The organism is Nonomuraea endophytica (genome assembly GCF_014203235.1).
GTDB classification, from domain to species: Bacteria; Actinomycetota; Actinomycetes; order Streptosporangiales; family Streptosporangiaceae; genus Nonomuraea; species Nonomuraea endophytica.
Window position 1 is genome coordinate 23,214 of the sequence record NZ_JACHIN010000014.1, and the last position, 15,618, is coordinate 38,831.

Genomic DNA, 15,618 nt, shown 5'->3' on the forward strand with positions numbered 1-15,618 from the left:
CAGCGTACCGAGGTTACCCGTCAGTACGCGACCGGCTTCCCGCCGGTCACGATAACGTACGCGTCCCAGTGAGGCAGGTGTGAAGCCCGCACCGGGACACGCGGGTCAGCGGTAGGCGGACAGGCCGGTCAGGGCTTCGCCCAGGACGAGGGTGTGGATTTCCTGCGTTCCCTCGTACGTCAGGACGCTTTCGAGGTTGTTCATGTGGCGGATCACCGGGTATTCGAGGGTGATGCCGTTTCCGCCCAGGATCGAGCGGGCCTGGCGGGCGATGTCCAGGGCGGCGCGGACGTTGGCCAGTTTGCCGAAGCTGACCTGGCGGGGGTTCAAATTCCCTGCGTCCTTCAGGGCTCCCAGGTGGAAGGCGGTCAGGGAGGCCTGGGCGGTGCCGACGTACATCCAGGCGAGCTTTTCCTGGGTCAGCTGGAACGCGCCGATCGGCTTGCCGAACTGGACTCGGGTCTTGGAGTAGTCGACGGCGGATTCCAGGCAGGCTCGGGCGGCGCCCACTACGCCCCAGAGGATGCCGAAGCGGGCTTCTGAGAGGCAGGACAGGGGACCCTTGAGGCCGGAGACTTCTGGGAGGACTGCGGTTGACGGGAGGCGGACGTCGTCGAAGTAGAGGGACGAGGTCACCGATGCTCTCAGGGACAGCTTCTTGTGGATCTCAGGGGCGGAGAAGCCGGGCGTGTCGGTCGGGACGACGAAGCCCCTGATGCCGTCGTCGGTCTGCGCCCACACCACCGCGACGTCCGCGATGGACCCGTTGGTGATCCACATCTTGGCGCCGTTGAGGATCCAGTCGGAGCCGTCGCGCTTGGCGAAGGTGCGCATGTTGGAGGGGTCGGAGCCGTGGTCGGGCTCGGTCAGGCCGAAGCAGCCGATCGCCTCACCCGACGCCATGCGCGGGAGCCATTCCTCCTTCTGCTCGGCGGAGCCGTACTTCCAGATGGGGAACATCGCCAGGGAACCCTGAACCGAGACGAACGACCGCAGTCCGGAGTCGCCCGCCTCCAGCTCGCGGCAGGCCACGCCGTAGGAGGTGGCATCGGTGCCGGCGCAGCCGTACCCCTCCAAATGCATTCCTAGCAGGCCTAGTTCCCCCAGGGCGGGTGCGAGTTCGCGAGCCGGGAAGGTGCCCCTTTCGAACCAGTCGGCCACGTCGGGGAGGATGCGGTCCGTGACGAAAGACGTGACCGTGTCACGGATCAGGCGCTGGTCAGGGTTGAGCCGATCGTCTATACGCAGCAGGTCTTCCATGACGGTCCTCTCCTCGCGTAAGGGGCTACCAGGGTTCTACCAGGGGGAATCCCGATGTGCGAACGCCGGGTCCCGGGGCAGTCTTGAGGCATGAGCGAATCGAACATCAAGCAGCTGCGTCGGACCAACAAGGGCAAGATCGCGGGCGGCGTTTGCGCCGGTGTCGGCGAGTACGTCGGGATCGACGCCAACCTCATCCGGATCGGCCTCGCGATCGCGACCCTGTTCGGCGGCCTGGGCGTGGGCCTCTACGCCATCGGCTGGCTCCTCATCCCCGAAGAGGGCAGGAACGAGTCGATCGTCCAGGACCTGATCGGCAAGCAGCAGGCCAAGAAGAACGACGACGTCTGGCAGCAGTGATCAGGCGGTGGCCCGGGCGCGCACCCGGGCGGCGACGTCACCGCGGGACTCGGTCCAGAGCATGGCGAGCACGGCCGCCGAGGTCACTCCCATGACCCCGGCCAGCGCGACCACCGGCTCAGGACCGAGTCTCTCCGCGGCGAATCCGCCGACCAGGATGCCCATGCCCTGCACGGCCATCAGCCCCGACTGCACCAGGCCGAACGCCTGACCCCGGCGTTCGGCCGGAACACACTGTACGAACGCGGCATTGGCCGCGAGCTGATAGGCGCCTCCGATGCCGGACAGGATCCACAGCGCCAGCACGACGGCCAGCGGCGGCCGCATAGCCGACAAGATCAGCGGGGCGCAGCTCAGCATCGCCATCCACCCCATCACCCGCAGGCGTCCCGATGGTGTGACGAACCTGCTGAAAAGGAACCCGCCCAGCACCGTGCCCGTCGGCATCGCCGCCATCAGCAGGCCGGTGACGACGGCGACAGGCAGCTCCGAGGTCAAGGTCGCCGCATACGGTACGGCGATGCCCTCAGGAAGCACGTAGAAGCCGCAGAGCCACGCGAACAACACCAGCGTCCGCAACTTCTTGTCGCCGAACACGAGCCCGGCTCCAGCCCGGGTCATGGTCCACATGGATGGTTTCGCGCCCTCGCGGGTCGCGGACGCGCGCCGCCGTACCCCGGAGACGAGGATCAGCGCGGAGGCGAGGAAGGTCGCCGCGTCGAGAGCGAGCGCGCGGTACGGCCCGAGCGTCGCGATCAGCGCGCCACCCGCGGCGAACCCCAGCATCTGGACGGCCTGGTTGGTCATGTTCTGCAGCGCAGAGCCGGCGACATAGCGGTCACCGACCAGGATCTCGGGCAGCAGCGCCGCCCGCGCGGCCGAGAACGGCGCGCTGAGCAGCACGACGAAGAACACCAGCCCGCACAGGACCGGGAACGGCATGCCGGGCACGGCCATGGCCGCGACCAGCAGCGCCCGCAGGACGTCACACGTGATCATGACACCGCGCCTGGCGAACCGGTCGGCGAGCCCGGCTAGCAGCGGCCCGCCGAGGATGGACGGCAGGTAGGTGAGCGCGTAGACGGCCGCGGTGGCGGCCGGGGACTTCGTCCGCTCATACACCAGTACGGCCAGCGCCACCTGGGCAAGCTGGTCCCCGAGCAGGGACAGACCTTGCGCGTACCAGAGCGCACGGAACTCGCGTATGGCGATGACCTCGCCATACGTCGCCTGTCGCTCGACGGCACGTCTGTGCCGCCCCGGAAGCCTGGCCCCCATAGGACTCCGCTGCGCCTGACTCAGTGTGTTCGGTATGTCACCTAAGGTGCCCGATCACCTGGCACGCCGCAACCGAAAGCTTCCAAGCACTTGCAAACTGTAATCGCCGAGGAGCCGTTACCAGCCGAGCTCGTGAAGTCTGTCGTCATCAATCCCGAAATGATGGGCGATCTCGTGCACGACGGTGATCTGGACTTCTTCCACCACGTCGTCCTCGGTGTCACACATCTGGCAGATGGGATTGCGGTAGATCTCGATGCGGTCGGGCAAGACTCCTGCGTACCAGTCGCCACGCTCGGTCAGGGGGATACCGGTGTACAGCCCGAGGAGGTTGGGCTCCGGCGGATCATCGACCACCACAACCACGACGTTGTCCATGAGCCTGGTCAGCTCCGACGGAATCGTGTCCAATGCCTCGGCCACGAGTTCCTCGAACTTCTCCCGCGGAACCTCGATCACAGTTTCCATTCTGCCCTGTCCGTCGGGTAAGCAAGAAAGCGTATGAAGTACCTGAAGTCCAGATGGGTCACCTCCGTCGCGGTCCTGTTCGTCGCGGCGGTAGGAGCATGGCTGGGCATCGTCCTCAGCGGTACGGTCCCCGCCCAGATCGGCCCGGTAGAAACAGGAATGTCCCTTCGACCTGCCTGGAAGGGCGAGACGATCGTCGACGCGAGCCCGCTCGGCACGCTCACCTTCCGCACCCACGACGCCCCGCTGCGCCTGCGCATCACGCTCGAGAACATCGACCAGGAGCAGGCGAAAGCGCTCATCGAGGACCCGCGCCTGGCCGACCGGCTGCCCGGCATCCTCGAACGCGACCTGCGCGAGGGCGTGAGCCTGCTGGTCATCCGCTCGCTGCTGTGCGCGGGGGCGGGCGCCCTCGTGGCCACCGTTCTGGTCTTCCGGCGCCCCAGAGTGGCCCTGATGGGGCTTCTGGTGGCATCCGTGGCATTGGCGGGCACCGGCACGCTCGCGGCCGCCACGTTCAAGCCCAACGCCGTCCTCGAACCCCGCTACTCCGGGATCATCGCCGCCGCGCCCTCCCTGGTGGGCAGCGCCGAGTCGATCGTGACCAAGTTCGAGTCGTACCGCGCCCAGCTGACCAAGCTGGTCACCAACGTCTCCAAGTTGTACGACACCGTGCGCGACCTGCCCGTCTACGACGCCGACCCCACCTCGATCCGGGTCCTGCACGTCTCCGACATCCACCTCAACCCGATCGCCTGGAACGTCATCCGCTCCATGACCGACCAGTTCAAGGTGGACCTCATCGTGGACACCGGGGACATCTCCGACCATGGCAGCAAGCCGGAGAACAAGTTCGTCGAGGAGATCGGCAAGCTCGGCGTGCCGTACGTCTTCGTGCGCGGCAACCACGACTCGGCCATCACGCAGAAGGCCGTCGCCCAGCAGAAGAACGCCATCGTCCTCGACGACAAGACCGCCGAGGTGAACGGCCTGCGCATCTACGGCGTCGGCGACCCCCGCTTCACGCCCGACAAATCCGTACCCGTCGATCCGGACCTGTCCCGCCTGGAGCAGTTCGGCCGCTCCCATGCGGTACGGCAGGCCGTCCCACCCGACCTCGTCGCGGTCCACGACCCGACTATCGCCAAGGGATTCTCCGGATACGCCCCGATGATCCTGACCGGCCACTCCCACCAGAGATCGACCACCCTCCTGCCATCCGGCAGCCGCGTCCTCGTCCAGGGATCCACCGGCGGAGCCGGCCTGCGCGCCCTCGAACACGCCGAGCCGACCCCCGTCCAGGCCTCCGTTCTGTACTTCGACAAGAAGACCAAACGCCTCCAGGCCTGGGACGATGTCACGCTCGGCGGCCTCGGAGAGCAGTCGGTGCACATCCAGCGTCACGTGGAGCAGAACCCTCGACGTATGATTTCTCCAGAGCCAACGAACGCCCCGTCGCCAGCGGGATCGGTCACAGGCACGACGACGCCGGCCGCCGGTCCGCCACTTTGGCATGAGGGGCAATCGTCCCCTATGCTTCAGAGGTCTCCGACGGAAGACGTCAGGAACAGGATGCGAATCCTGAGCCCCCATCGTCTAGCGGCCTAGGACACCGCCCTTTCAAGGCGGCGGCACGGGTTCGAATCCCGTTGGGGGCACGGCTTCACCGGAAAACCGGCTGGTCGAAGACCACCGAAAGACTGGTAAGCTAAGCGAGGCCGCGAGGCCGAGCGAACAAGGTCCTGTAGAGCAGTTTGGAGTGCTCGCCACCCTGTCAAGGTGGAGGTCGCGGGTTCAAGTCCCGTCAGGACCGCTCTGGGTCAGGTAGCTCAGTTGGTACGAGCGTCCGCCTGAAAAGCGGAAGGTCGGCAGTTCGACCCTGCCCCTGACCACCCTTATTGAACAGCAAGAACGCCCTAGTCGTGATCACACGACCGGGGCGTTTTCGTTTGTGCGTGACCAACTGCGCGACCAGTCAGCGCCGGCACGGCAGGCAAGATCTTCCCCGCTGCGGGCCTCGGCAGAATAGTGTGAAGTAATGGATCGTCGCATCCTCGGCCTGGAGAACGAGTACGGCACCACGTTCACGTTTCGAGGGCAGCGTCGGCTATCCCCCGACGAGGTGGCCAGATACCTGTTCCGGCAGGTGGTGTCCTGGGGCCGGTCGAGCAACGTGTTCCTCCGCAACGGCGCGCGTCTCTACCTGGACGTGGGCAGCCATCCTGAGTACGCCACCCCTGAGTGTGACAACGCGGTCGAGCTGGTCACCCATGACAAGGCGGGCGAACGCCTCCTGGAGGGCCTGCTCGTGGACGCCGAGAACCGGCTGCGCGAGGAGGGCATCGCCGGGGACATCTACCTGTTCAAGAACAACACCGACTCGGCCGGCAACTCCTACGGCTGCCACGAGAACTATTCGGTGGAGCGGAACGGCGAGTTCGGGCGGCTGACCGACGTGCTGATCCCGTTCCTGGTGACCCGGCAGATCATCTGCGGCGCGGGCAAGGTGCTGCAGACGCCGCGCGGGGCCGTCTACTGCCTGTCGCAGCGGGCCGAGCACATCTGGGAGGTCGTCTCGTCGGCGACCACCCGTTCCAGGCCGATCATCAACACGCGGGACGAGCCGCTCGCCGACGCCGAGCGGTTCCGCCGCCTGCACATCATCGTCGGCGACTCCAACATGAGCGAGACCACGACGCTGCTCAAGGTCGGCGCGACCGACCTGGTGCTGCGCATGGTCGAGGCCGGGATCGTGATGCGCGACCTTTCGCTGGAGAACCCGATCCGGGCGATCCGCGAGTTCTCCCACGACATCACCGGGCGGCGGCGCGTACGGCTGGCCAACGGCCGCGAGGCGTCCTGCCTGGAGATCCAGCGGGAATACCTGTCCAAGGCGAAGGACTTCGTCGAACGGCGCGGCGGCGACCCGATCGCCCACCGGGTGCTGGACCTGTGGGAGCGCACGCTGCACGCGGTCGAGACCGGCAACCTCGACCTGGTGTCCCGCGAGATTGACTGGGTCACGAAACATCAGCTGATCGAGCGCTATCAGAAGAAGTACGACCTGCCGCTCTCCTCGCCGCGGGTGGCCCAGCTCGACCTGACCTACCACGACGTGCACCGCGAACGCGGGCTGTTCTACCTCCTGCAGCGGCGCGGGGCGGTGGAGCGGGTGGCCTCAGAAGACAAGATCGTCGAGGCGAAGACGGTGCCGCCGCAGACGACCAGGGCGCGGCTGCGCGGCGAGTTCATCCGCAGGGCGCAGGAGAAGCGGCGCGACTACACCGTCGACTGGGTGCATCTCAAGCTGAACGACCAGACCCAGCGCATGGTGATGTGCAAGGACCCGTTCCGCAGCGTCGACGAGCGGGTCGACCGGCTCATCGCCGACATGTGACCCGACGGCCCGGGGCCCGCGTGTAGGGGCAGCACTACCGGGACCTCGGGTGGTGCCGTGACTGCGGCGTGGGCGGGTGTCGCGGGAAGGTCGGGGTAGGTTTTTCTACCCCCAAGGAGCACCAATGCGTCCCCGCCTGCTCGCTCTCGCGATCGCCGTCCCTGTCGCCCTGGCGCCCGTGGCGCCCGCGCTGGCCGTTGCCGCGCCCTCGTTGCAGACTCGGCTGGATCAGCTCACCGCCTCGCCTGACTTCCCTGGCGCGGTGGCGTACGTACGTGACCGTGGTGGTGAGGGTCGCACCTTCAAGGCCGGTACGGCGGAGCGCGGCACGCACAAGCCGATGCCCGGCGCGGACGGGCGGTTCAGGGTGGCCAGTGTCAGCAAGCCGATCGTCGCGGCCACGGTCCTGAAGCTTGTCGATCAGGGGAAGGTGGAGCTGGACGCGCCGGTCGAGCGCTATCTGCCCGGTGTCGTTCGTGGCAAGGGGGTCGATGGGCGGAAGATCACCGTCCGGATGCTGCTGCAGCAGACCAGCGGGCTGGCCGACTTCTCCGCCGCGGCCGACTGGTCGAAGATCGGCAAGCAGGATCTGCTCAAGGTGGCGCTGTCCCTTGAGCCCACCCCTCGGGGCAAGTTCGCCTACTCCAACACCAACTACCTGGTGCTAGGGATGGTCGTCCAGGCGGCCACCGGGCGGGACTTCCGGGTGGTCAGCCGGGAGCTGGTGCTGGAGCCGCTCGGGATGCGTGACACCTACTGGCCGGCCAAGGGCGAGACCAAGATCCGGGGGCCGCACGCGCACTCCTACGGCGTGAATCCCGTGCGGCCCAAGGACGGGATTGTCGATGTGACCCGGTTGCCCGGCTATGAGTTCGGCCCCAGTGGCGGGCTGGTGTCCACGCCGCGGGACCTTGACCGGTTCTGGCAGGCCAGGTCGCTAAAGGACAGGTTCGTGGCGGTGGCGGAGTCCGGCTGGCCCAAGGGGTCGCGCTACGGGTATGGCCTGATGGAGGTCCCGCTGAGCTGCGGCCCGATGTGGGGGCACGCCGGTGACATCCCGGGCACCTCCATCTTCAGCGGGCGGCTCCGGTCGGGGCGCACGGCGACCGTGTACGTGACGGGGACGGCCACCGGCAAGGCGCGTGGTCGGCTCATCGCCGCTTTCGACACCGCCCTCTGCGGAGACAAACGCTGAGCTCGGGGAAACACCGGCCGCCCTCTGCGGAGACACACGCTGATCTCGGGAAGGCACCGGGAGCTCGGAGAAACACCAGGATCTCGGGGAAACGCCGGCCGCGTACAGTGAAGCGGCTTGTAACAGGGTCGGGGGGACAAGGGGGGCACGTGGAGGAGCGGGCGTCACTCGGGCGGCTCGCCCGGCAGCTCGAAGAGATCGTCGGTGAGCTGCGCGGCCTGCCCGTCGAGGTCGAGCGGCTGGAGAACAGCGAGGAAGTCAGGCTGCGCATCACGGAGCTGGCGCGGACCTCGCGTGAGCTGCGGGCCATGCAGCCGGTCGGCGCCACGGAGACCGGCCGCGCCGAGCAGCGGAACCGGCGTGAGGTGCTCGACTCGCTGGAGCGCGGCATGACGATGCGGACGATCGTGCACGCCAGTGTTCTGGACGATCCGCGCAAGGCGGCCCGGCTCCGGGAGTTGCACGCGGCCGGGGATCAGCATCGGGTCGTCGACGAGCCGATCCAGCAGATGCTCGTCTTCGACCGCGCGGTGGCTTTTGTCCGGATCACTCCGGTCCATGGGTCGCCCGGTGCGCTGCTGATCAGGCAGCAGAGCATGATCAGCATTCTGATCGCGTTGTTCGAGCAGACCTGGGCCAGGGCCAGGGAGGTCACCGATCCGGTGCCCAAACTGAGCCCGCGCGAGCGCGAGGTGCTCGCGCTGATCGCGGAGGGGCGTTCCAACAGCGCCGTGGCGCGGGCGCTGTCGATCTCCGAGGCGGCCGTCGGCAAGCACGTGGCCGGGGTGTTCGCCAAGCTCGACCTGCCCGCCACCGACGACGTCAACCGGCGCGTGCTGGCGGTCCTCGCCTATGTCCGGGGATCGGTGAGGTAGGGCGAGCACTACCTCACCCTCGGTCCAGCCCCAGCGCGCGGACCTCGCGACGAAGCCTTCAATGAAGGTCATGCAGCGAATGTCTGGATTGCTGGTGGGCGCCGTCTTCGGCGCGGTGTTCGTCGTCGTCAACGCGCAGGAACCGCTCGGCGGGCCGGTGGTGACCGTTCTGCGGGTTCTCGCCTGCCTCGCCGCCGCGAGCGTCGTGGCGATGTGGTTCGTGGCGGTCAGGAGAGAGCGGCCCGCGCGGGAGCAGGCGCCGCGGCCGAGCATGTTCGGGAAGGGCTACCTCGCCGTCGTGGCGGCGGAGGTGGTGCTGCTCTTCGGCGGCCTGCGGGTGCTGGCCGCCCTGGGAGTGCCGGCCCAGGCCAACGTGGCCTGGGTGGCGTTCGTCGTCGGCGTGCACTTCGTCGCGCTGGCGCCGGTCTGGAAGGACTGGGCCATCGCGGTGCCCGGCGCGGTGCTGACCGTGCTCGGCGTGGCCGGGCTGGTCATGGCCGCCACGGGGGGCCTGGCCTGGGTGCCGTTCGTCAGCGGGGTGCTGTCGGGGGCGGTGCTGCTGGCCGGGAGCGTCACGTTCGGGTGGAAGGCGATCCGGTCCGCACCGGCAGGCGTTCCAGTCCGTGCATGAGCATGCCGGGGCGCCACGTGAGGTCGGCTGAGGCGAGTTCGAGGTCGGGGAAGCGTTCGAGCAGGTGCCTGAAGGCGATCTCGCCTTCGACGCGGGCCAGCGGGGCGCCCAGGCAGTAGTGGATGCCGTGGCCGAAGGCCAGGTGCTGGCCGGGGTCGCGGGTGACGTCGAGTTCGTCGGCCCGCTCGTACTGCCCGGCGTCGCGGTTGGCCGACAGCAGGGAGACCAGGACGAGCGCCCCGGCCGGGATGTCCGTGCCGCCGATGGTGACCGGCTCGGTGGTGAAGCGGTAGGTGGAGGTGCTGATGGGGCCGTCGAAGCGTAAGAACTCCTCGACGGCCTGCGGCACCAGCGCCGGGTCGGCGCGCAGGGCGGCGAACTGGTCGGGACGGCTCAGCAGCGCCAGCATGCCGTTGGCGATCAGGTGCACGGTCGTCTCGTGCCCGGCGACGAGCAGCAGCCAGGAGGTGCTCACCAGCTCGGAGGCGGTCATCCGGCTGGAGTCGTCGTGGGCCTGGACCATGGCGCTGATCAGGTCGTCGCCCGGGTTGTCGCGCTTGGCGGCGCACAGCTCTCCCAGGTAGGCGATGGTGGCCTGGGCGGCTGCCACCACCTCGCCGGGGTCGAGCGCGGAGCCCTCGATCGTGGTGTTGGACCAGCGGATCACCTTGGGCCAGTCGGGTTCGGGGATGCCGAGGAGCTCGCCGACGACCATGGCGGGTAGCTGGACCGCGTACTCCTTGATCAGGTCGAACTCGCCGCCCAGCCCGTCGAGGAGGCCGGTGCTGAGCTCCTCGATCCTGGGGCGCATCGCGCGGACGCGTCCGGCGGTGAAGGCCTTGACGACCAGGCGGCGCAGGCGTTCGTGGTCGGGCGGGTCGGAGAAGAGCATGTTGTCGGGGACCACGGCGGCGGCGCCGCTGCTGTCGCCGCCCTCCATCTCGTTGTCCTTCATGACGTGCGGGTTGCGATGGAAGTCCTTGCTCAGGCGCGGGTCGTTGAGCGCGGCCCTGACGTCCTCGTACCTGGTTACCAGCCATACCCGGACGCCCTGGGAGGTGATGGTGTGGGCCACGGGCTGCTCTCGCCTGAGGTGGGCGTAGACGCCGTGCGGGTCGCGCAGATATTCCTGATCGAACACTTTGTTGATCACGGTTGCCCTCCGCGGTAGAGATCTCAGACTATGCCGGATACGCGGCGGCGCGGTGCTCGCTCGGGGTGACACCGCGCAGGCGCTTGAAAGCGACGCTGAGCGCGAAGGCGTCGGAGTAACCGACCCTCCTGGCGATGGTCGTGAGCGTGGCGTCGGAGCCGCGCAGCAGGTCGGCGGCCACCTCGACGCGGCGGCCCGCGAGGTAGGCCATCGGCGGGCTGCCGACCCGGGCGGCGAAGCGGCGGGCCAGGGCGGCGCGGGAGACTCCGGTCTCGGCTGCCAGGTCGGCCACCGTCCACGGGCGGTCGAGCTTGTCGTGCAGCAGGCGCAGGGCCCGGTCCACCACCGGGTCCGCTTCCACGGACGCGCCGGGGCGGTCGAACCACGCGCGCAGCGCCGCGACGAGTGCCAGGTCGAGGAGGCGGTCGAGGACGACCTGCTGGCCGGGCCGTACCGCGGCGATCTCCTCGGAGAGGAGGTCGAGGGCCGGATGGCGGCCGGCGGGCAGCACCAGGGCGGGCGGCAGCGCGCGCAGCAGGCGCTCGCCGATCGGGCCCTCGTAGGCGCCGCTGAGCATCAGGGCGTCGGCGTCGGGCCTCGGGCCGCAGGTGCGCGGGCCCTGGGTGAGCTCGTCGCCGAGTTCGGTGCCGTCGGCGAGCAGGCAGTAGGAGCCGGGGGTGACCATGAACTGCGGGGCGGTGCCCGGCGGGTCGGCGATCGTGTGGGGCCCGCGCACGACGGCCACGTCGCCCTGGCCGAGGCGCAGCGGCTCGCCCGCCTCCGGCACGACCCACGCCTGCCCTCGGATCATCGTGGTCAGCGTCAGCGGTGCGCCGGAGGCGAAGCCCACGGCCCACGGCGTGTCCATGACCGTCCGGCCGAACGTGGCGCCGCGCGCCCGTACCCCATCCAGCAGCTCAGCAAGCGCGTCCATGCCCTTGACTGTAGACGCTGAGACATCCAGGTGAGTGTCACGGCCATGGAGCGTCTGACGGCGGCCGGATTGACTGGTCCGCATGAACGAACAGAATCCGATCCTGGTAGTGGGCGGCACGGGCACGACCGGCCGCCGGGTGGTGTCACTCCTGCGCGGGCGCGGGGTCGCGGTGCGGGTGGGGTCCCGCTCCGGGGAGCCGCGTTTCGACTGGAGCGACCGGGCGACGTGGGACGCGGCGCTGGCGGGCGTGCGGGCCGTGTACGTGGTTCCGCTGGACGGGGAGCTTCTCACCGAGCCGTTCGTGGAGCGCGCGGTGGAGCTGGGCGTGCGGCGGATCGTGCTGCTGTCGGGGCGCGGCGTCGACGTTCCCGGGTACGGCGACGTGACCAGCGGCGTAGGGGCCACGCACGCCGAAGGCGAGAAGGCGGTGCGCGCGTCCGGCGTCGAGTGGACGATCGTGCGGCCCGGCTGGTTCGCGCAGAACTTCAGCGAGGGCTTCTTCCACGAGGCGGTGGCCGCCGGCGAGCTCAGGCTCCCGGCCGGGGACGGCGCCGTCTCCTTCGTGGACGCCGCCGACATCGCCGAGGTCGTGGCCGCCGCGCTGACCGGTGAGGGCCATGCCGGGCAGGTGTACGAGCTGTCGGGACCACGAGCGCTGACCATGGCCGAGGCGGCCGCCGCCTACTCCTCGGCAACCGGCCGGCCGCTGAGCTATGTGGACGTGGACCCGGAGGCGTTCGTGGCCGAACTGGTGAAGGAGGGCTGGCCGGTGGCCGACGCCGAGGGGTACGCCGCCAGCGTCGCCCCGGCCCGGCTGGGCATGGACGCGTACCTGTCGGACGGTGTCCAGCGGGCACTCGGCCGCCCGCCGACGGACTTCGCCGACATCGTCTGGAAATAGCGGTGTCAACAACACGTATGTGTTGCGAGGAGATGGCGTATAGATAGCGGACACCGGCTGACCTGCGGTGTTATCTGGATGTATGCGTACCTTGCCGCTCGGAGGGTTGGTCGTCGGCGCCTTCGTCACGGCCGTGTTGTCCTGTGCGGTGGCCGCGCCGCTGTTCCCGGAGGCCGTGGCCCGGACGGTGGTGGTGGCGGTGCTGGCCGGGGCCTACTCCCTGTGGGGGCGGAGCCTGCTCGTGGCGCTGGCCGCCGCCGGGATGGCCTGGTTGTTCGTGACCGGGTTCCTGGTCAACGGCCTGGGCGTGCTGACGTTCGCCGAAGGCGACCTAATCAGGCTCGGCGTGCTGGCGGCCGCGGCGATCGGCGGATACGTCATCGGGGCGGCCCCGGGGGTGCGGCGGCTCGTCGTTCACTCGTGGAGGGGCAGGCCGGCCAGCTCGCCGCGCGAGGCGACGCCCAGCTTGGGGAAGGCCTTGTAGAGGTGATGGCCCACGGTCCTCGGGCTGATGAACAGCTGGGCGGCGATGTCCCTGTTGGACAGGCCCTGCGCGGCCAGCCGTACGATCTGTAGCTCCTGCGGGGTCAGCCCGGCGAGCACGCCGGGGGCCGCGCGGCGGATCGTGAGGCCGGTGGCGTGCAGTTCGGCGTCGGCGCGCTCGGCCCACGGCCGGGCGCCGACGCGGTCGAAACGCTCCAGCGCCGCGGTCAGGTGCGTGCGCGCCTCCGCCTTGCGACGGGCGCGCCGCAGCCACTCGCCGTAGAGCAGTTCGGTGCGCGCGTGCTCGAACGTCCTGCTGTCCTGCTCGTGCAGGTGCAGCGCGGCACGATAGTGCTCCTCGGCGGCGGGTTCCAGCAGCGCGGCGCACCGCTCGGCGAGCGCGCCGACCGCGGCCCGCCGCAGCCGCCGCGCCAGCTCCGCGAATCTCCGGTACGGCTCCGCCGCCCGCTCCGGGCTGCCCAGGCGTACCGCCGCCTCCACCAGATCGGGGGCACACCGCTGACCGGGCAACTGGTGGCGGGCGGGCCCGTCGGCCACCCGTTCCAGGTGCTCCAGCGCCCGCTCGGCCCGTCCGTGGGCGAGGTCGAGCAGCCCCAGCGCCCAGTCGGCCCGTGGCGCGCCCGGCGAGAAGATCTTCCCGTCCGAGGACCTGGTCCGCGCGGCCATGGCGCGGCAGCGCTCCTCGTCGCCCTCGACGGCCGCGAGATAGGCCAGCACGCCGGCGGACAGGCTGCTCCACTGCCACTGGCCGGTGTCCTCCGCGATCGTGAGCGCCTCGGTGGCGCTGCCGGCGGCGTCGCGGTGGCGGCCGAGCGTGCTCTCCGCGACCGCCAGGTGGTACAGGGCCGGGGGCAGCAGACCGATCTTTCCCGCCGCCCGGCTCTCGGCGGTGACCTCGGCCATGAGGTCGTACGCCTGGTAGTCGAGGCCCGCGATGAGGCCGAGGCCGGCGATGTGCATGAGGTGGAGCGGTCTGGCGTGGCCTCGGCGGGCGGCGGCCACGACCTCGCCCATGGGCGGCAGGCCCTCCGTGGAACGCTCCATGGCCAGCGAGACGATCCAGTCCTGGACCAGGCGGAGCGGCCCCGCTCCCCCGCCGATGGCGTCGAGCTGGTCGGCGGTGCGCGCGACCATGTCGCGGTCCCCGGCGAACCAGGCGTTGCCTACCGCGTCCATGAGCGTGCCGAGCGCGGCGTCGGGGTCGTCGTCCCTGCCCGCCGCGACCTGCTCGATGAGCACGCGGTTGGCCTGCCGGAAGGCGCCCTGCCCGGACATGGCGGCGGCGAGCGCTCGGGCGAGCCTCCGGCCCAACGATGTGCCACGCAGCTCGGGGTGGGCTCGTTCGGCCAGTTTGCGGGCTCTGTCCAGGTCGCCGGCGGCCAGGGCCGACTCGGCCGCCTGGACGAACAGCCTTCCGCGCTCATGTGGGCTGAGCTCGGCGGCGCGTTCGTAGGCGGCGGCCGCGGCGGAGTGGCCGTTGCGCTCGGCGGCCTGGGCGGCGGCGCGTTCCAGTTCGGCTGCCGCCCGCTCGTCGGTGCCGGTGGCGGCGGCGGCCAGGTGCCAGGCTCGAAGGTCGGCGCGTTCGGTCCCGGCCAGCGCCTCGGCCAGTGCGCGGTGGGCGGCCAGGCGCCGGTCTAGGGTGGCGCCCTGGTAGACGGCGGCGCGTACCAGCGGGTGGCGGAAGGCCAGCCGCCGGTCGGCCTCGTCGAGGCGGACCAGGCCGGCCTCGATCGCGGGCGGCAGGTGCCGTACGTCATGGGGCGCGGCGCGCAGGATCACGGCGAGTTCGCCGCTGTCGTCGGCGGCGGCGAGCAGGAGCAGGTCGCGCGTCGGCGCGGGCAGGCGGGCGACCTGGCCGTGGAAGGCGGCCTGGAGGCGGTCGGTCAGGGGCAGGGGGCCGCTCGTGCCCGCGTCGAGCACGAGGGGCAGTTCGATGAGGGCGAGCGGGTTGCCGGCGGCTTCGGCCAGTACGCGGGCGCGTACGTCCGGCGGCAGTGTGGCGTCGCGCTCGTCGACCAGGGCGGCGGCGTCCCGCGGCGCGAGCCCGGCCAGGGTGAGCGAGGGCAGGCCGGGCGCGGGGAAGGCGGGGCGGCCGTCGCGGGCCGCGAAGATCATGGCGGTGGACTCGGCGCCGAGCCGCCTGGCCGCGAACAGCAGCGCTTCGGCGGAGGGCCGGTCGAGCCACTGCGCGTCGTCGACGAGGCAGAGCAGCGGCACGTCGGCGGCCAGTTCCGACAGCAGCGACAGGACGGCCAGCCCGACGAGCATCCGGTCAGCCGGTACGGCAGGCCCCAGCCCGAACGCGCTCTCCAGCGCCCGCCGCTGCGGCCCCGGCAGGCCCGCCATCCCGTCGAGCACCGGCCGGAGCAGCAGGTGGAGTCCGGCGAAGGGCAGTTCGGCCTCGAACTCGATCCCACAGCCGCGCAGCACCCGCATGCCCTCAACCCCGGAGGCGGCACTGTCGAGCAGCGCGGACTTGCCGATGCCCGGCTCACCGCGCAGGACCAGGGCGCCGCTGCCGCCCTCCCGCGCGGTCTGGACGAGCCGGTCGACGGCGGCCAGTTCCGATGAGCGTCCGTGCAGCACGACCTGTGTCCGCGCCGCGGGCATGTGCGGGAAGTCATCGGACTCCATCAGCCGTTCCCCCTCATGATCGCAA

General features: G+C 70.1%; 14 protein-coding genes and 3 tRNA genes. 11 read left to right on the forward strand and 6 right to left on the reverse strand.

Annotation, left to right across the window (positions count from 1 at the left end; translation table 11 throughout):
* Positions 1–105: 105 nt before the first annotated feature.
* A complete protein-coding gene (locus HNR40_RS40095; RefSeq protein ID WP_184971034.1) occupies positions 106–1,260 on the reverse strand; it encodes an acyl-CoA dehydrogenase family protein in 1,155 nt (384 codons plus the stop codon).
* A 90-nt stretch (positions 1,261–1,350) separates the two neighbouring features.
* On the opposite strand from HNR40_RS40095, the gene HNR40_RS40100 reads away from it, so the two are divergent.
* Positions 1,351–1,620: a PspC domain-containing protein gene (locus HNR40_RS40100; RefSeq protein ID WP_184971036.1), complete on the forward strand. Its 270-nt coding sequence runs from the start codon at positions 1,351–1,353 to the stop codon at positions 1,618–1,620.
* Here the strand turns inward: HNR40_RS40100 and HNR40_RS40105 are convergent, their stop codons facing one another.
* Together HNR40_RS40105 and HNR40_RS40110 are read right to left on the reverse strand one after the other, a co-directional pair.
* Positions 1,621–2,898 carry an MFS transporter gene (locus HNR40_RS40105; protein WP_184971038.1) on the reverse strand — a complete coding sequence of 426 codons (1,278 nt, stop codon included), beginning with the start codon at positions 2,896–2,898 and terminating at the stop codon, positions 1,621–1,623.
* Positions 2,899–3,015: 117 nt separating this feature from the next.
* A complete protein-coding gene (locus tag HNR40_RS40110) occupies positions 3,016–3,366 on the reverse strand; it encodes a metallopeptidase family protein (RefSeq protein ID WP_221341428.1) in 351 nt (116 codons plus the stop codon).
* A gap of 33 nt (positions 3,367–3,399) precedes the next feature.
* Between HNR40_RS40110 and HNR40_RS40115 the strand changes: the two genes are divergently transcribed.
* The 8 genes from HNR40_RS40115 (at position 3,400) to HNR40_RS40150 (ending at position 9,464) form a co-directional block, all read left to right on the forward strand.
* On the forward strand, positions 3,400–4,974 hold the full coding sequence (locus HNR40_RS40115) for a metallophosphoesterase family protein (protein ID WP_184971042.1): 1,575 nt from the start codon (positions 3,400–3,402) through the stop codon (positions 4,972–4,974).
* Positions 4,952–5,024: transfer RNA gene (locus tag HNR40_RS40120), tRNA-Glu, on the forward strand. Before HNR40_RS40115 ends, HNR40_RS40120 begins: the two co-directional genes overlap by 23 nt.
* Before the next feature lie 80 nt (positions 5,025–5,104).
* Positions 5,105–5,179: transfer RNA gene (locus HNR40_RS40125), tRNA-Asp, on the forward strand.
* Positions 5,180–5,184: 5 nt separating this feature from the next.
* A tRNA-Phe gene (locus HNR40_RS40130) sits at positions 5,185–5,258 on the forward strand.
* Positions 5,259–5,404: 146 nt separating this feature from the next.
* Positions 5,405–6,763 (forward strand): Pup--protein ligase, encoded by a 1,359-nt coding sequence (pafA, locus tag HNR40_RS40135; protein ID WP_184971044.1) that lies wholly within the window; start codon positions 5,405–5,407, stop codon positions 6,761–6,763.
* A 124-nt stretch (positions 6,764–6,887) separates the two neighbouring features.
* Positions 6,888–7,958, forward strand: coding sequence for a serine hydrolase domain-containing protein (locus HNR40_RS40140; RefSeq protein ID WP_184971046.1), 1,071 nt, complete (start codon positions 6,888–6,890; stop codon positions 7,956–7,958).
* Positions 7,959–8,107: 149 nt separating this feature from the next.
* On the forward strand, positions 8,108–8,833 hold the full coding sequence (locus HNR40_RS40145) for a helix-turn-helix transcriptional regulator (protein ID WP_312896687.1): 726 nt from the start codon (positions 8,108–8,110) through the stop codon (positions 8,831–8,833).
* A 79-nt stretch (positions 8,834–8,912) separates the two neighbouring features.
* Entirely contained in the window at positions 8,913–9,464 is a 552-nt protein-coding gene (locus HNR40_RS40150; RefSeq protein ID WP_221341429.1) for a hypothetical protein, read from the forward strand.
* Here the strand turns inward: HNR40_RS40150 and HNR40_RS57580 are convergent.
* Entirely contained in the window at positions 9,406–10,617 is a 1,212-nt protein-coding gene (locus HNR40_RS57580; protein ID WP_184971050.1) for a cytochrome P450 family protein, read from the reverse strand. The genes HNR40_RS40150 and HNR40_RS57580 overlap by 59 nt on opposite strands.
* 28 nt (positions 10,618–10,645) lie before the next feature.
* Positions 10,646–11,551 carry an AraC family transcriptional regulator gene (locus tag HNR40_RS40160; protein ID WP_184971052.1) on the reverse strand — a complete coding sequence of 302 codons (906 nt, stop codon included), beginning with the start codon at positions 11,549–11,551 and terminating at the stop codon, positions 10,646–10,648.
* An 82-nt stretch (positions 11,552–11,633) separates the two neighbouring features.
* On the opposite strand from HNR40_RS40160, the gene HNR40_RS40165 reads away from it, so the two are divergent.
* Both HNR40_RS40165 and HNR40_RS40170 read left to right on the forward strand, forming a co-directional pair.
* Positions 11,634–12,455, forward strand: coding sequence for an NmrA family NAD(P)-binding protein (locus tag HNR40_RS40165; RefSeq protein ID WP_184971054.1), 822 nt, complete (start codon positions 11,634–11,636; stop codon positions 12,453–12,455).
* Positions 12,456–12,537: 82 nt separating this feature from the next.
* Positions 12,538–12,939 carry a hypothetical protein gene (locus tag HNR40_RS40170; protein ID WP_184971056.1) on the forward strand — a complete coding sequence of 134 codons (402 nt, stop codon included), beginning with the start codon at positions 12,538–12,540 and terminating at the stop codon, positions 12,937–12,939.
* Here the strand turns inward: HNR40_RS40170 and HNR40_RS40175 are convergent.
* Entirely contained in the window at positions 12,870–15,593 is a 2,724-nt protein-coding gene (locus tag HNR40_RS40175) for an ATP-binding protein (RefSeq protein ID WP_246510069.1), read from the reverse strand. The genes HNR40_RS40170 and HNR40_RS40175 overlap by 70 nt on opposite strands.
* Positions 15,594–15,618: the final 25 nt, after the last annotated feature.

What these genes read in the sequence shown, in the direction of transcription:
- HNR40_RS40095 (WP_184971034.1), bottom strand. Translation starts at nt 1,260, where the DNA reads ATGGAAGACCTGCTGCGTATAGACGATCGGCTCAACCCTGACCAGCGC.
- HNR40_RS40100 (WP_184971036.1), top strand. Translation starts at nt 1,351, where the DNA reads ATGAGCGAATCGAACATCAAGCAGCTGCGTCGGACCAACAAGGGCAAG.
- HNR40_RS40105 (WP_184971038.1), bottom strand. Translation starts at nt 2,898, where the DNA reads ATGGGGGCCAGGCTTCCGGGGCGGCACAGACGTGCCGTCGAGCGACAG.
- HNR40_RS40110 (WP_221341428.1), bottom strand. Translation starts at nt 3,366, where the DNA reads ATGGAAACTGTGATCGAGGTTCCGCGGGAGAAGTTCGAGGAACTCGTG.
- HNR40_RS40115 (WP_184971042.1), top strand. Translation starts at nt 3,400, where the DNA reads ATGAAGTACCTGAAGTCCAGATGGGTCACCTCCGTCGCGGTCCTGTTC.
- pafA (WP_184971044.1), top strand. Translation starts at nt 5,405, where the DNA reads ATGGATCGTCGCATCCTCGGCCTGGAGAACGAGTACGGCACCACGTTC.
- HNR40_RS40140 (WP_184971046.1), top strand. Translation starts at nt 6,888, where the DNA reads ATGCGTCCCCGCCTGCTCGCTCTCGCGATCGCCGTCCCTGTCGCCCTG.
- HNR40_RS40150 (WP_221341429.1), top strand. Translation starts at nt 8,913, where the DNA reads ATGTCTGGATTGCTGGTGGGCGCCGTCTTCGGCGCGGTGTTCGTCGTC.
- HNR40_RS40160 (WP_184971052.1), bottom strand. Translation starts at nt 11,551, where the DNA reads ATGGACGCGCTTGCTGAGCTGCTGGATGGGGTACGGGCGCGCGGCGCC.
- HNR40_RS40165 (WP_184971054.1), top strand. Translation starts at nt 11,634, where the DNA reads ATGAACGAACAGAATCCGATCCTGGTAGTGGGCGGCACGGGCACGACC.
- HNR40_RS40170 (WP_184971056.1), top strand. Translation starts at nt 12,538, where the DNA reads ATGCGTACCTTGCCGCTCGGAGGGTTGGTCGTCGGCGCCTTCGTCACG.
- HNR40_RS40175 (WP_246510069.1), bottom strand. Translation starts at nt 15,593, where the DNA reads ATGGAGTCCGATGACTTCCCGCACATGCCCGCGGCGCGGACACAGGTC.